This window comes from Limnohabitans sp. (genome assembly GCF_038134685.1).
Classification (GTDB): domain Bacteria; phylum Pseudomonadota; class Gammaproteobacteria; order Burkholderiales; family Burkholderiaceae_C; genus Limnohabitans_A.
The window spans coordinates 1-13,683 of the sequence record NZ_JAYPVP010000037.1 but is presented as its reverse complement, the minus strand read 5'-3'; the positions used below and the strand labels follow the sequence as shown (position 1 = coordinate 13,683).

Genomic DNA, 13,683 nt, shown 5'->3' with positions numbered 1-13,683 from the left:
CGTCGTCCATCCAGGCCACGGTGGTGGTCAGCTGGCGCTGGCCTTCGGGGGCGCCCAATGACTCTGATTTTTCGGCCAGCAGCCAGTCGCCCCGCGACACGTCCACCTCGCGGTCCAGCACGATGCCGGCGCTGTGGCCTGCGGCCTTGTTCTGCAGCTGGCGGGTGGCCGACAGCACTTGCGAGACCACAGCGGTTTGGCCGCTGGGGAAGACCTTGACGCTCTGGCCGGGGGCAATGGAGCCGGTGGCCACACGGCCCCAGAACACGCGGCGGCCCTGGGTGGTGACGCCGGAGTCGTGGAATTTTTCGACCCACTGCACCGGGAAGCTGAAGGCCACCTGGTCTTCTGCCGGGGTGACGGGCAGGTCTTCCAGGATTTCGAGCAGGTTGGGGCCGTTGTAGCCGCACCAGCCCTCGTGGCTGTCCACCACGTTCCAGCCCTTGAGAGCCGACACGGGCACCATGGCGGTGACGCGGATACCGGCTTCAGCAGCGAACTTCGCCAGGGCACCGGCAATGTTGGTGTAGGCCAGCGAGGCGTCTTCAACGGCATCGAGCTTGTTGATGGCAAACACGATGGAGGGCACGCGCAGCAGGTTCACCAGCAGCGAGTGGCGGCGGGTCTGCGGCAGCAATTCGAGTGCGGGGTTGGACCAGTCGAGTTTGATGGCGTCCACCAGCACCACGGCAGCGTCGGCGCTGGAGGCGGCGGTGACCATGTTGCGGGTGTACTGCTCGTGGCCGGGCGCGTCACCGATGATGAACTTGCGGCTTTCAGTGCTGAAGTAGCGGTAGGCCACGTCGATCGTGATGCCTTGCTCACGCTCTGCCGACAGGCCATCGGTCAACAGGGCCAGGTCAGTTTCGCCCGAGCGCTGCACACCGGCCAGGTGGTCTTGCAGCACAGCCTTGGTGTCCACCAGCAGGCGGCCGATCAGCGTGCTCTTGCCATCGTCCACCGAGCCGCAGGTGATGAACTTGAGGGCAGAAAAATGTTGTTCGTTGTGCATGTCTTGTTCTCCCTGATCAGAAGTAGCCGTCTTTCTTGCGCTTTTCCATCGACGCCTCGGATGTCTTGTCGTCCATGCGCGTGGCGCCGCGCTCGCTGACTTCTGCCGCCAACGTTTCGATCACGATCTGCTCGGGCGTGGCCGCGTCGCTCTCCACCGGGCAGGTGCAGGTGATGTCGCCCACTGTGCGGAAACGCACATCGCGCACCACCACCACTTCGCCGTCCTTGGGGGGTGTCAGCTCGGTCACCGGCACCAGCAGGCCGCGGCGGTCCACCACCTCTCGCTTGTGGGTGTAGTAGATCGAAGGCAGGCCGATGTTTTCGCGGGCGATGTATTGCCACACGTCCAGCTCGGTCCAGTTGGAGATCGGGAAGACGCGAAAGTGCTCGCCTGGGTGGATGCGGGTGTTGAACAGCGTCCACAACTCGGGGCGTTGGGCCTTGGGCTGCCACTGGCCGAAGCTGTCGCGGTGCGAAAAGATGCGCTCCTTGGCGCGGGCCTTTTCCTCGTCGCGGCGGGCGCCGCCGATCAACGCGTCAAAGCGGAACTCTTCAATCGCTTCGAGCAGCGTGACCGACTGGTGCACATTGCGGCTCTCGCCCGGATGCGCCAGGCGCACGGTTCCGCGTTTCATCGAGTCTTCGACGCTGCGCACAATCAGTTCTGCGCCCAGCTCCTTGGAGCGCGAGTCGCGAAAGTCGGTCACTTCCTTGAAGTTATGACCGGTGTCGATCATCAAGAGCGGGTAGGGCAGGCGGCCGGCACCAAACGCCTTTTCTGCGCACTTGAGCATGACCAAAGAATCTTTGCCGCCCGAAAACAGCAGGGCAGGGCGCTCGAAAGCGGCGGCGACTTCGCGCAGGATGAAGATGGTTTCTTCCTCCAGCGCATCCAGGTGGCTGTTGCTGAGGGTGTGCAACGGTTCGGTCATGGCGTTCATTCTTTTCTCACTTCTTCACATGCAGGCCGCATTCCTTGGCGGCTTCGTCTTCCCACCACCAGCGGCCAGCGCGAAACTCTTCGCCCAGGCTGATGGCACGCGTGCAGGGCGCGCAGCCGATGCTCGGGAAAAACTGGTCGTGCAGCGGGTTGTAGTCCACGCCTTGCGTGGCGATGTAGTGCCACACATCGCCCCAGGTCCATTTGGCCAGGGGGTTGAATTTGTGCAGGCCTTTGCTGGCGACTTCGCTTTTGTCATGCAGCGGCACTTCGGCGCGGGCGGCCGACTGCTCCTGGCGCAGGCCGGTGATCCAGGCCTTCTGGCCAGCGAGGGCGCGCGCGAGTGGTTCCATCTTGCGGATGTTGCAGCAGGCCTTGCGCAGCTGAATGCTCTTGTACATCGCATCCTGGCCCTCATTGCGGATGAACCAGATGACGGATTCGTGCTCGGGGCGGTAGACATTCACAGGCGCACGCGAGTGCGCCTGGGTGCGTTCGAGTAGCGCCAGGGTTTCGGTGTGCAGCGCGCCGGTTTCCAGCACGAAGACTGGAATGTCCAGGCGCAGGCGGTTGATGATGTGGGTGATGACCACGTCCTCGGCGCCCAGGCTGGAGGCTTGGGTGAGCGGCAGGAAGTCGGTCGCCGCGCGGGTCAGCAGCGCTTCGGTCTCGGCCAGCTTGGCGGCAAAGTCAGGGCTGGCCTTGGCGTGCAGCTCAGTCGCCTTGGCAGGGGCGCTGCGCGAAGAAAACAGGCTCGAAGACATCACGCTACCTTGGCAAAAAGCGGTTGTGTGTCCACGGCCGAGCCTTGGTAAAAGCCGGCATAGCGTTGCAGCTGGCGCTGGGCGGCGCTGGCATCCACGCCTTCGGCCAGCACGGCCACATCAAAACCGGTGCGCTTCATTTGCACCAGTTGGTCGATCAGCACGTCGCCGGTGGCGCGCAGCTCGCCAGCAAAGCGCAGTCGGCGGCGCAGCAAAAAGGCCTGGCTGTAAGCGCGGCCATCGGTGAAGGCCGGGAACTGCAGGTCGATGCGGGTGATGCCGTTCAGATCCAATGTGCGCGGATCGACGTCGTTGGCAAGCTCCAGCGTGTTGACTTTGCTGGCGGCCTGGTGTTCTTGTGCGGTGATGATTTTCATGTGTGTTTCTCCCTGCGATCAGACCGTTTCAGCATCTGCTGTGGGGTGGCGCGCCGCATTGGCAGCGGCCTTGAACGGCTCGTGTCCGACACGGCGCAGGGTTTCGATGAAGGCTTCCTGGTGGCCGTTGCCCGTGCTCACGCGCAGTTGTTTGTAGGTGTCCAGAATCGCTTCGATCACATCAGGCACTTCGGCCGACGAGAACGACGGACCGACCACCTTGCCGGGGGTGGCTGCGCCGGACAGGTCCTTGCCGTCCGAGCCGCCCAGCGTGACCTGGTACCACTCCTTGCCGTCTTTATCCACACCCAGAATGCCGATGTGCCCCGAGTGGTGGTGGCCGCAGGAGTTGATGCAGCCACTGATGTGCAGGTCGATCGCGCCCAGGTCGTGCAGCTCGTCCAGATCTTGGTAGCGCTCGGTGATGGCGCTGGCCATCGGAATGGCGCGGGCATTGGCCAGCGCGCAGTAGTCGCCACCGGGGCAGGCGATCATGTCGGTCAGCAAACCGATGTTGGGCTGGGCCACGCCCAGCGCCTTGGCCTGCAGCCACAGCGCATGCAGCTGATCCAGGCGCACCCACGGCAGCAGCAGGTTTTGGGTGTGGGTGACACGAGCTTCACCGGCTGAGAACTGTTCGGCCAAAGTGGCAGCGGCATCGAGCTGGTCAGCTGTGGCGTCGCCCGGCGCATACCCCGGGCGCTTGAAGGACATCGACACCGCACGCAGCGCCGGGTTTTTGTGAGCGTGTACGTTTTGCGCCAGCCAGCGTGCAAAAGCCGGGGTTTTGGCGGCTTGAATGCCCAACTCGGTTTCGGCCTGCGCCAGCCACGCTTCGGTGGCAGCAGGCAGATCCAGTGCAGGTGCGGAAAAGCTGGCTTCGATGCGGCGCAACTCGGCCAGTGACAAGGTGTGCGGCGCACCATCGCGCTCGACGATTTCGCGGTACTCGGCTTCGACCTCGTCCACATAGCGCTGGCCTTCGGCTTTCACCAGAATCTTGATGCGGGCCTTGTACTTGTTGTCGCGACGGCCCCAGCGGTTGTAGACACGCACCACGGCTTCGAGGTAGTTCATGATCTCTTGCCAGGGCAGGAACTCGCGAAACACCACGCCATTCATGGGGGTGCGGCCCATGCCACCGCCCACCAGTACCTTGAAGCCGACTTCACCCGCGGCATTCTTTAGCAATTGCAGGCCCACATCGTGCCAGCCAATGGCGGCGCGGTCTTCCACGGCGCCGTGGATGGCGATCTTGAACTTGCGCGGCAGGTGCGCAAACTCGGGGTGCAGCGTGCTCCACTGGCGGATCAGTTCGGCGTAGGGCCTTGGGTCCACCACCTCGTCCGGCGCAATACCGGCGCGCTCGTCGGTGGTGGTGTTGCGGATGCAGTTGCCGCTGGTCTGGATGCCGTGCATGTTCACACTGGCCAGCAGGTCCATCACGTCAGCACTTTTGGACAGGGGAATCCAGTTGAACTGCACATTCTGGCGTGTGGTGAAGTGGCCGTAGTTGGTGCGCAACAGGGGCGCCGGGCCGGGAAGTTTGTCTTGCGTGGCTTGGGCGTTGGCCAACACTGCGGCCTGAGGGGTGTCGTAGTCTCGTGCAATGCGCGCCAGCACCTTGAGTTGCGGCGCTGAGATCACGCCGTACGGCACCGCCACACGCAGCATGGGTGCGTAGCGCTGCACATACCAGCCGTTTTGCAGGCGCAGGGGACGGAACTGGTCTTCACTCAGCTGGCCCGCCTGCCAGCGGCCCAGCTGGTCGCGAAATTCCGCAGCGCGGGCGCGGACAAAGGCTTGGTCGAATTCGGTGTATTGGTACATACGGACAGGAAGAAAAATCAGATCAAAACCAGTTTGGTGCCAGCCCATGCCAGCAAGCCGGACAAGAGCGTGCGAATCACGCGTTCTGGTGTGTGGTGAGTCAGTCGGGCGCCGAGCCAGATGCCGGGCAATGAGCCCATGAGTAATTGGGTGAGCAGTGGCCAGTCCACAGAGCCCAGTGAGGCGTGACCCAGACCAGCCACCAATGTCAGCGGCACGGCATAGGCAATGTCGGCAGCCACAATGCGCGGCAAGGGAAGCAATGGGTAGAGCAGCAGCAACACGCTCACACCAATGGCGCCTGCGCCAACCGATGTCAGAGTCACCAAGACCCCGATCACGGCACCCAGTAAAAGCGGCAGGCTCCAGTGACGTGGTTGGCTGGCCAGTGCTTCGTCGTGGGTCGAGAGATGCCTGGGCAATTGTTTGCCACGTACGGCTTTGTAAGCCATGGCGCTGGCAGTCAGCAAAAGGGCAATGCCCAAGGTGGTGGTCATCACGCTTTGCAGGGCAGCATTGGCCGGGCCAATGTGATGCAACACCGCCAATGTGCTCAAGGAAGCCGGAATGCTGCCCGCGCTCAGCAGGCGCACCACGCGCCAAGGCACCACGCGTTGACGTGCAAAAGCGATCGTGCCGCCCATCTTGGTGAAAGCAGCAAACAGCAAATCGGTGCCCACCGCCAGATAAGGCTTGACCCCGAAAAAGAAGATGAGCAGCGGGGTCATGAGCGAGCCTCCACCGACGCCGGTCAAGCCGACGATGGTGCCCACCAGAAAACCTGCAATGACGTAGCCAAAATCAATCATGGCCGTGACTGTAGGTGCTCTTTATTCCAAAACAAACGATTTTTTAGTTGTTCTTATATTCTGAATTTGTATAAGGGATGGATGAGCTGCGTTTTATGTTCTTTATAAGTTTGCATGCGGGCAGGGCTGGTACATTGATGCTCCCTTTTTCTGAACTTCTATCCTGTTCACTATGAAATACTTGGCTACCCTGAGTTTTTCCCTGGCCGCGCTGGCTGCGCACGCGCAGGGCTCCCCCATCAAGATTGGCGAGATCAACAGCTACTCCGCCATTCCCCAATTTACCCAGCCCTACAAACAAGGCTGGCAGCTGGCGGTGGAAGAAGTCAATGCCGCTGGCGGCTTGCTGGGCCGCAAGGTCGAGGTCATTGCGCGTGACGACGCTGGCAAACCCGACGAGGCTTTGCGCCATGCGGTGGAGTTGACCTCGCGCGAGAAAGTCGATGTGCTGGCCGGTGGCTTTTTGTCCCACATTGGCCTGGCGTTGGCTGACCATGCGCAGAAGAACAAGAAACTGTTTGTGGCCAGCGAGCCGCTCACCGACGCCATCGTCTGGAGCAAGGGCAACCGCTACACCTTCCGCCTGCGCCCCAGCACTTACATGCAAGCGGCCATGCTGGTGGAAGAAGCAGCCAAACTGCCCGCCAAGCGCTGGGCCACCATTGCGCCTAACTATGAATACGGTCAAAGCGCTGTGGCCAGCTTCAAGCAATTGCTCAAGGCCAAGCGCCCGGATGTGGAGTTCGTGAGTGAACAATGGCCCGCACAAGGCAAGATCGATGCGGGCAGTACGCTCACCGCCACCATGGCGGCCAAGCCCGAAGCCATCTTCAACGTGACCTTTGGTGCGGATCTGGCCAAGCTGGTGCGCGAGGGTAACCAGCGCCATGTGTTCCCCAACACCCCCGTGGTGTCACTGCTCTCTGGCGAGCCGGAGTACCTGGATGTCCTCAAGGACGAAACCCCCAAAGGCTGGATCGTCACCGGCTACCCTTGGGATCAGCTGGACAACCCGGAACATGCCTCGTTTGCGGCCAGTTACTACAAGCGCTGGGGCGAGAACCCGAAGGTGGGTTCGGTGGTTGGTTATGCCACCATGCAATCCATTTTTGCGGGTATCCGCAAGGCCGGTAGCGTGGACAGTGAAAAGCTTGTCAAAGCCATGCGTGGCCTCAAGTTCAGCACGCCGTTTGGCCCCGCGCAGTATCGCGCCATTGACCAGCAGTCCACCATGGGCGCTTATGTGGGCAAGCTCGATGTGCGCGGTCGCAAGGGCACGATGGTCGAATGGCGTTATGCCGATGGCAAGGATTACCAGCCCACAGATACTTACGTGAAAACGCTGCGTCCCGCCGAGGCCATGAAGTGATACAACGCTGGAGCGCGCTGGCCTGGTGGTTGGTCATGCTGGCTGCCACGGTGCTGGCGCTGTTGCCGGTCGCCTACCTGACGTCCCCCGTTTTCAATTGGTGGGACAAGGCGCAACACACGGTCTCGTTTGCGGTCTTGACCTTGTGGGCGCTGTTGGTGTGGTCGACCCGCATACGCCGCATCATGCTGGGCATGTTCATGTACGGCGGTGCCTTGGAGTTGGCCCAGGCCTGGACAGGCTGGCGTTATGGCGAGTGGGCTGACTTGGCGGCAGACGCTCTGGGTGTCGTCTTTGCGCTTGTGGTTTTCGCAGCGTTGAAGCGTCCGGCCATCAAGCGTTGAGCCAGTGCGAGTTCCAGCGGCAGGGGTTCGCCTTCCAGTTCGGCAGCGATCAATTCACCGCTGAGCACGCTCAGGCTGATGCCGCGAGCACCCATGCCGGCACAGACCATCAAGCCTGGAAACTGTTCACTGTCCACGGCACCCACCGCCGGGACACGGTCGGGCAGGGTGCAGCGCAGGCCTGCCCAAGCCATGACCTGACCGGGGGCAAAGGCGCTGCGCATGGGTTCGCTCAAGGCCGGTAGCAAGGTGGCCAGGCGCTGGTGGTTGGCGGCGTGGTCTTCCTCGCGCAACACCGCTTGCGAGCAAGCACGCTCAAAGGTGGAGCCCAGATACCAACCCGCTTGTCCGCCAAACTCTGGCGGTAGCGGCACGCCAGTGATGAAGCTGCCGTGACCATTGACCGGTGTGGGGGGAAGCGAGTTCACCAAGCCTGCAGGCAGTGTGCTCAGTGCGCCCATGCTGATCTGCCCCCGCAAAGGGTTCAGCGGCAGTTGAATGGTCGGCGCATGCACCATGGTTTCAAGCAGTGCCCGTGTATCAAACCCGCCCGCCACGATCAGCACTGCGGCTTCAGCGAGCACCAGGCCTTCAGCATCGAGCACTTGCCAAGTCCCTTCGCAGCGGCGCAAGGTGTGCACGCGCGTGTTCCACTGAACCTGCACACCAGGCGTGGCCAACTGCGCCGCCACCAGCTGACGCGGGCGCAGCCAGGCGGCCAGGTCGTGCCAAAGCGCTTGGGCTTGGGCAGGCAGCCCTGCTTGTGCGTTGCGTTCGGGTGTGGCGGGCGTGCTCCACTCGTGCGCGGCAACTGGCCAGGCCTCCCCTTCGGGCAGGGCGCGTTTGCCTTCGACCCGATGTTCCAGCACGCCTGTGGGCTGCCAGTCTGCCCCGATTTGCAGCAATTGTTTGCAGCGCTGCAGCGTGGAGCGCACACCTGCGCGGGTGATGCGCGAGAGCAAGCTGTCGTCAGGCGAGACATGTGGTGCCGTGAGGCCCGCAGGCAAGCCCGAGGCGCCCGCACCCGGGCCTGCGCCCGAATCCAGCAACCGAACTTGCCAGCCGCGCCGGGCCAGGCTGCAGGCCACGGCCGAGCCCGACAAGCCTGCGCCCAAAATCAAGGCGGTTTTGGGTGAGTGGTCTGGCTGCAGGGGCGAACGCAGCTTGGTGCGCGGCGTCCAGGCAGGCGCAAACGTGGCTTGCAGGCGGTGGCTTTTGGGTGGCAGACCATCGGCACGCTCGACCGCAAAGCCGCATTGCGCCAGGTCTTCACGCACGCCGCGCTTGACACACCACGAGGCCACGCGTGAGCCGCTTTGGCACAAGCGTGCCACTGACTTGAGGGTGTGCAGCTCCCACATCTGGGGGTTCACGTCGGGGCTGAAGCCGTCCAGATACACGCTGTCCACCTTGACGTCGATCTCGCGCAGCATCTTCTCCACCGGGCCAATGCACAGTGTCAGTTGCAAGGCGCCGCCTTCAAACACCAGGCGGTGAATGCCTGGCATCAGGCCGCGCCAGGCCTGGGCCAGTTCCGTGGCCAGGGGCTGCAGTTCGGGCCAGGCTTGTGTGCTGCGCTCAATGTCATGCGCCGTCACGGGCCAGGCTTCGATGGAAGTGAAAAAAAGGCGCTGGGGGCGGTTAAGGGTGTGTTTCCAGGCGTGCCAGGTGGCCAGAAAATTCAGACCCAGCCCAAAGCCGGTTTCCAGCACATGCCACTGCTGCTGGCCTTGCCACAGAGTGGGTTTGCCGTCTGCCGACCACAGGCCGCAGCCCTGCAAAAACACATGCCGCGATTGCAGCAAGCCCCGGTCCGCGCCATGAAAGCCACGGCTGCGGTACACATCGTCAAACAGGGTGCTGCGGGGGGTGCCCGTCTCGTCCCAGTGGACGGGCTGCTGGGCGGCGGGCTGCAAATCCAATCAGGCCTGGGCAGGCGGGACGTAGCCCTGGGCAGCGTCGGCACCTTCGCCAAAAAAGTGTTTTTCCATCTGGCGGGCCAGGTACTGGCGGGCGCGCAGGTCGGCCAGGTTCAGGCGGTTTTCGTTGACCAGCATGGTCTGGTGCTTGAGCCAGTCGGCCCAGGCTTGCTTACTCACGTTTTCCCAGATGCGCTTGCCCAGATCGCCGGGATAAGGGGGAAAGTCCAGACCCTCAGCTTCAGTGCCGAGTTTGATGCATTGAACAGTACGTGCCATGGTGGTCGTGCCTTGATCTATCTTAAGAAGCATTGGTTATACAGATATAGAATTTCTGTATTTCCAGTTGGAAGGAATGTGCAGGACAATGCCGCTCTCTCGCGGTTTGCGCGAACGCCATTGTCGCGGTTTTAGCCGTAACTGTAGCAACCTTCTGTTCCCCTTTCGGGCCTGGGGCTGAGCCGGGCCTGTAGCAGCCATCCAAAATTCATGAGTGCTTTTCTTGAAGAACGCGTGTTGAGCGTTCACCACTGGACCGATCGCCTGTTCAGCTTTACCACCACGCGTGATACAGCACTGCGCTTTTCCAACGGCCATTTCACCATGATTGGTCTGCGCCAGGAAAGCGGCAAACCGCTGCTGCGCGCTTACTCCATTGCCAGCGCCAACTACGAAGAGCACCTGGAGTTTTTGAGCATCAAGGTGCCCGATGGTCCTCTGACGTCCAAGCTTCAGCACATCCAGGTGGGCGACACCATCGTGGTCGGCAAAAAGCCGACGGGCACGCTGCTGTGCGACTACTTGTTGCCCGGCAAGCGCCTTTACCTGCTGTCCACCGGTACCGGGCTGGCGCCGTTCATGAGCATCATCCGGGACCCCGAAACCTACGAGCGTTTCGAAGAGGTGGTGCTGGTGCACGGTGTGCGCCAGGTCAACGAGCTGGCCTACCACGACTACATCACCCAAGAGCTGCCCCAGCACGAATTCCTGGGCGAGATGATCGCCGCTCAGCTCAAGTACTACCCCACGGTGACGCGCGAGCCCTACAAAAACCAGGGACGGGTGACCGACCTGATTGAAAACGGCAAGCTCTTTGCCGACCTGGGCGTGCCCGCGCTCAACCCGGCTGAAGACCGCGTGATGATTTGCGGCAGCCCCGGCATGCTGCGCGACCTCAAGCGCATTTGCGAAGAGCGCGGTCTGGAAGAGGGCAACACAACCCGTCCTGGCGCCTTTGTGATTGAACGCGCCTTTGCCGATGCCTGACGCCCAAACCCACTGGCGCGTGCATGTGCTGTGCGCTCAGTGGTGCGGTGTGTGCCGGGATTACCGGCCCTTTGTCGAGTCCCAGCATACCGAAGCCCAGCCGTGGGTTTGGGTGGATGTAGAAACCCACGCCGACGCGTTGGGCGACCTCGATATCGAGAATTTCCCGACCTTATTGATCACATGCAACGGACAGCCGCGTTTTCTGGGCACTGTCACGCCGCAGCCTGATGTCGCCAGACGCTTGTTGCAAGCCTTGCAGGACGGGAACCGCTATGACCTGCCTGCCACGGATGATTTGGCAGAGGTTGCCAGCAAACTGGCTGATCTTTAACGCGCCCAAAATTGGCTCATAGATGTTTCCCTCATTAGCAAACTAGAAATCAGTAGTTTGAGTTTTAAAGAGGTGCTCCCAAAATTCGTTCATCGTCAAAACGACGAAGCTTTTTTTGGAGAGATTCATGACCCACACCCACCGCTTTTCGCCTCGCATTTCCCAACTGATTGCCGCTACCGCCCTGGGCCTGAGCGCCCTGGCCGCCCAAGCCCAGGTCAGCCTGCTCAACGTCTCGTACGACCCCACGCGCGAGCTGTACGTCGAGTTCAACCAGGCCTTTGCCAAACACTGGAAAGCCAAGACGGGTCAGGATGTGACCGTCAAGCAGTCGCACGGCGGCTCGGGCAAGCAGACACGCGCCATCATCGACGGCCTGGACGCCGACGTGGCCACGCTGGCCTTGGCGGGTGACACCGATGCCCTGCACGCCAACGGCAACCTGATTCCCAAGGATTGGCAAAAACGTCTGGCCCACAACAGCTCACCCTACACCTCCACCATTGTGCTGGTGGTGCGTGAAGGCAATCCCAAGGGCATCAAGGATTGGGATGATCTGGTCAAGCCTGGCATCAAGGTCATCACCCCCAATCCCAAGACATCGGGAGGGGCGCAATGGAATTACCTCGCGGCCTGGGAATTCGCCAAACGCAAATACGGCGGTGACGACAAGGCCAAGGAATTTGTGAAAAAACTCTACGAGAACGTGCCTGTGCTCGACACCGGAGCCCGCGGCTCGTCCATTACCTTTGCCCAGCGCGCGCAGGGTGATGTCTTCATCAGCTGGGAAAACGAAGCCTACCTGCTCGACAAGGAATTCGGTGCCAAGTTCGATGTGGTGGTGCCCAGCTTGTCCATCCTGGCCGAGCCTGCCGTGACCATCGTGGACAAGAACGTCGACAAGAAGGGCACCCGCGCCGTGGCGCAGGCTTATCTGGAGTACCTCTACAGCGACGAAGGCCAGGACATTGCAGGCAAGAACTTCTACCGACCCATCTCGCCCAAAGCCCAGGCCAAATACGCCAAGCAGTTCCCCAAGATCAACCTTTTCACCATCGAACAGGCTTTTGGTGGCTGGGCCAAGGCCAAAAAAGAGCACTTTGCCGATGGCGCGCACTTCGATCAGATCTATTTGAAAAAGTGACGATGCCCCCAAACCAGCACATCCTCTGCTGATCGGTTATCTTTGTAAATACGTGCCGCCTTCGGGCGGCTTTTTTTGATCTCACTGAAGGAAGTTTTCATGACCCTCAACGCCCTGAGCGATGCCGCGCTCGACCAGTTGTTCCGTCAGGCCCGCACCGTTCACGCTTTCAAGCCCGAAGCCGTGTCCGACGACACGATCCGTCAGCTGTATGACCTGCTCAAGTGGGGCCCCACAGCCTTCAATGCCCAACCAGCCCGTTATGTGTTCGTCAAGAGCGCGGAAGCCAAGGCTAAGCTGCTGCCCGCGCTGATGCCGGGTAACGTGCCCCAGGTGCAAAGCGCCGCCGTGACGGTCATCGTGGCCCACGACACCCGTTTCACCGAGCACCTGCCCGCGCAGTTCCCGGGCTACGACGCCAAGGCGGTGTTCGACGCCAACCCGGCCTTTGTCGAACCCACGGCTTTTCGTAACAGCAGCCTGCAGGGCGCTTACCTGATCCTGGCCGCCCGCGCGCTGGGTCTGGACAGCGGCGCCATGTCGGGGTTTGACCCGCAGGCCGTGAACGACGCCTTCTTCCCGGATGGTCGTTACAAGGCCAACTTCCTGCTGAACATCGGTGTGGCCGATCCGGCAGGCATTTATCCGCGTGCGCCGCGTCTGGCCTTTGACGAAGCGGCCCAGATCGTCTGATCGAGTCTACTTCTGATGCAAAAGCCCGCTTTGGCGGGCTTCTTTATGCGGTTTTGTTATTAGCAAACAAAAATAAAGTCGTTTGTGTTTTGAGGGCTGGCTTTCACAATCGCGGCCATGTCTTCAGCACCCACCCTCGTCATCGTGCCCGGCTGGCGCAATTCCGGGCCTGGCCATTGGCAAAGCCTGTGGGCGCAGCGCGTGCCGGGGGCCGTGCGCGTGGAGATGCCCGAGGACGACTGGCAGCGCCCCAAACGCAATGTCTGGGTGCAGGCGATTGCCCGCACCATCCGGACTCAACCGGGTCCAGTGGTCGTGGCGGCACACAGCCTGGGCTGCATTGCCACCACGCACCTGCCGTCTGACGTGGCCCGCCGCGTTCAGGGTGCACTGCTGGTCGCACCGGCTGACCCGGAGCGCCGGGGTGTGCTGGCCGACCTTGCTCCCGTGCCTTACCAGCCGCTGCCTTACCGTAGCGTACTGGTGGCCAGCACGACCGACCCGTTTTGCCCGGTGCGCACGGCAGGGGCTTATGCCCGCTCCTGGGGCAGCGAGGTGGTGCGCCTGCAAAACGCTGGTCACATCAACATCGAGTCTGGCCACGGCGAATGGCCGCTGGGCCTAGCCCTTTTGCAATCCCTGATGGCCGATCACTCCTGGAGTGGTCAGTCCCAATATGAACTGGAGTCCGCATGAAAACTTTTACCCGATTGGCGTTGGTCGCCGCTTTGTCTTTCACTGGTTTGGCCGCTCAGGCCCAGACCCTGCTCAACGCCTCCTACGACGTGGCCCGTGAGTTCTACAAGGACTACAACGCCGCCTTTGTGGCCCATTACAAAAAGACCACCGGCAAGGATGTGAAGATCGACCAGGCCCACGG

The 13,683-nt window shown here is 61.7% G+C and carries 15 protein-coding genes and 1 pseudogene; 8 read left to right on the top strand and 8 right to left on the bottom strand.

Features of this window, described 5'->3' with window-relative positions; all coding sequences use genetic code 11:
• The 6 genes from AAFM15_RS11275 to AAFM15_RS11250 form a co-directional block, all read right to left on the bottom strand.
• Positions 1–1,012, bottom strand: a 1,012-nt coding sequence (locus AAFM15_RS11275) for a GTP-binding protein (RefSeq protein ID WP_341686810.1), incomplete at its 3' end; no start/stop codon positions are given.
• 16 nt (positions 1,013–1,028) lie between these two features.
• Positions 1,029–1,955: a sulfate adenylyltransferase subunit CysD gene (gene cysD, locus AAFM15_RS11270; protein ID WP_341686809.1), complete on the bottom strand. Its 927-nt coding sequence runs from the start codon at positions 1,953–1,955 to the stop codon at positions 1,029–1,031.
• 7 nt (positions 1,956–1,962) lie between these two features.
• Complete coding sequence (locus AAFM15_RS11265) at positions 1,963–2,718, bottom strand: phosphoadenylyl-sulfate reductase (protein WP_341686808.1); 756 nt, start codon at positions 2,716–2,718, stop codon at positions 1,963–1,965.
• Complete coding sequence (locus tag AAFM15_RS11260; RefSeq protein ID WP_341686807.1) at positions 2,718–3,095, bottom strand: DUF934 domain-containing protein; 378 nt, start codon at positions 3,093–3,095, stop codon at positions 2,718–2,720. The genes AAFM15_RS11265 and AAFM15_RS11260 overlap by 1 nt, the downstream gene beginning before the upstream one ends.
• 18 nt (positions 3,096–3,113) lie before the next feature.
• On the bottom strand, positions 3,114–4,925 hold the full coding sequence (locus AAFM15_RS11255) for a nitrite/sulfite reductase (RefSeq protein WP_341686806.1): 1,812 nt from the start codon (positions 4,923–4,925) through the stop codon (positions 3,114–3,116).
• Between the two features lie 17 nt (positions 4,926–4,942).
• Entirely contained in the window at positions 4,943–5,734 is a 792-nt protein-coding gene (locus tag AAFM15_RS11250) for a sulfite exporter TauE/SafE family protein (RefSeq protein ID WP_341686805.1), read from the bottom strand.
• Positions 5,735–5,906: 172 nt separating this feature from the next.
• Between AAFM15_RS11250 and AAFM15_RS11245 the strand changes: the two genes are divergently transcribed.
• Both AAFM15_RS11245 and AAFM15_RS11240 read left to right on the top strand, forming a co-directional pair.
• Positions 5,907–7,103 carry an ABC transporter substrate-binding protein gene (locus tag AAFM15_RS11245; RefSeq protein ID WP_341686804.1) on the top strand — a complete coding sequence of 399 codons (1,197 nt, stop codon included), beginning with the start codon at positions 5,907–5,909 and terminating at the stop codon, positions 7,101–7,103.
• A complete protein-coding gene (locus AAFM15_RS11240) occupies positions 7,100–7,447 on the top strand; it encodes a VanZ family protein (RefSeq protein WP_341686803.1) in 348 nt (115 codons plus the stop codon). The genes AAFM15_RS11245 and AAFM15_RS11240 overlap by 4 nt, the downstream gene beginning before the upstream one ends.
• Here AAFM15_RS11240 and mnmC read toward each other — a convergent pair.
• Together mnmC and AAFM15_RS11230 are read right to left on the bottom strand one after the other, a co-directional pair.
• A complete protein-coding gene (gene mnmC, locus AAFM15_RS11235) occupies positions 7,351–9,363 on the bottom strand; it encodes an FAD-dependent 5-carboxymethylaminomethyl-2-thiouridine(34) oxidoreductase MnmC (protein WP_371833107.1) in 2,013 nt (670 codons plus the stop codon). The genes AAFM15_RS11240 and mnmC overlap by 97 nt on opposite strands.
• A 6-nt stretch (positions 9,364–9,369) precedes the next feature.
• Positions 9,370–9,645 (bottom strand): oxidative damage protection protein, encoded by a 276-nt coding sequence (locus AAFM15_RS11230; protein ID WP_341686801.1) that lies wholly within the window; start codon positions 9,643–9,645, stop codon positions 9,370–9,372.
• 210 nt (positions 9,646–9,855) lie between these two features.
• On the opposite strand from AAFM15_RS11230, the gene AAFM15_RS11225 reads away from it, so the two are divergent.
• The 6 genes and pseudogenes from AAFM15_RS11225 to AAFM15_RS11200 all read left to right on the top strand — a co-directional run.
• A complete protein-coding gene (locus tag AAFM15_RS11225; protein ID WP_341686800.1) occupies positions 9,856–10,632 on the top strand; it encodes a ferredoxin--NADP reductase in 777 nt (258 codons plus the stop codon).
• Positions 10,625–10,966 carry a thioredoxin family protein gene (locus AAFM15_RS11220; RefSeq protein ID WP_341686799.1) on the top strand — a complete coding sequence of 114 codons (342 nt, stop codon included), beginning with the start codon at positions 10,625–10,627 and terminating at the stop codon, positions 10,964–10,966. The genes AAFM15_RS11225 and AAFM15_RS11220 overlap by 8 nt, the downstream gene beginning before the upstream one ends.
• A gap of 127 nt (positions 10,967–11,093) precedes the next feature.
• Entirely contained in the window at positions 11,094–12,110 is a 1,017-nt protein-coding gene (locus tag AAFM15_RS11215; protein ID WP_341686798.1) for a sulfate ABC transporter substrate-binding protein, read from the top strand.
• Between the two features lie 99 nt (positions 12,111–12,209).
• A complete protein-coding gene (locus AAFM15_RS11210) occupies positions 12,210–12,803 on the top strand; it encodes a malonic semialdehyde reductase (protein ID WP_341686797.1) in 594 nt (197 codons plus the stop codon).
• A gap of 117 nt (positions 12,804–12,920) precedes the next feature.
• Entirely contained in the window at positions 12,921–13,499 is a 579-nt protein-coding gene (locus tag AAFM15_RS11205; protein WP_341686796.1) for an alpha/beta hydrolase, read from the top strand.
• A pseudogene (locus AAFM15_RS11200) lies at positions 13,496–13,683 on the top strand (sulfate ABC transporter substrate-binding protein); the annotation flags it as partial. The gene AAFM15_RS11205 and the pseudogene AAFM15_RS11200, both read left to right, overlap by 4 nt.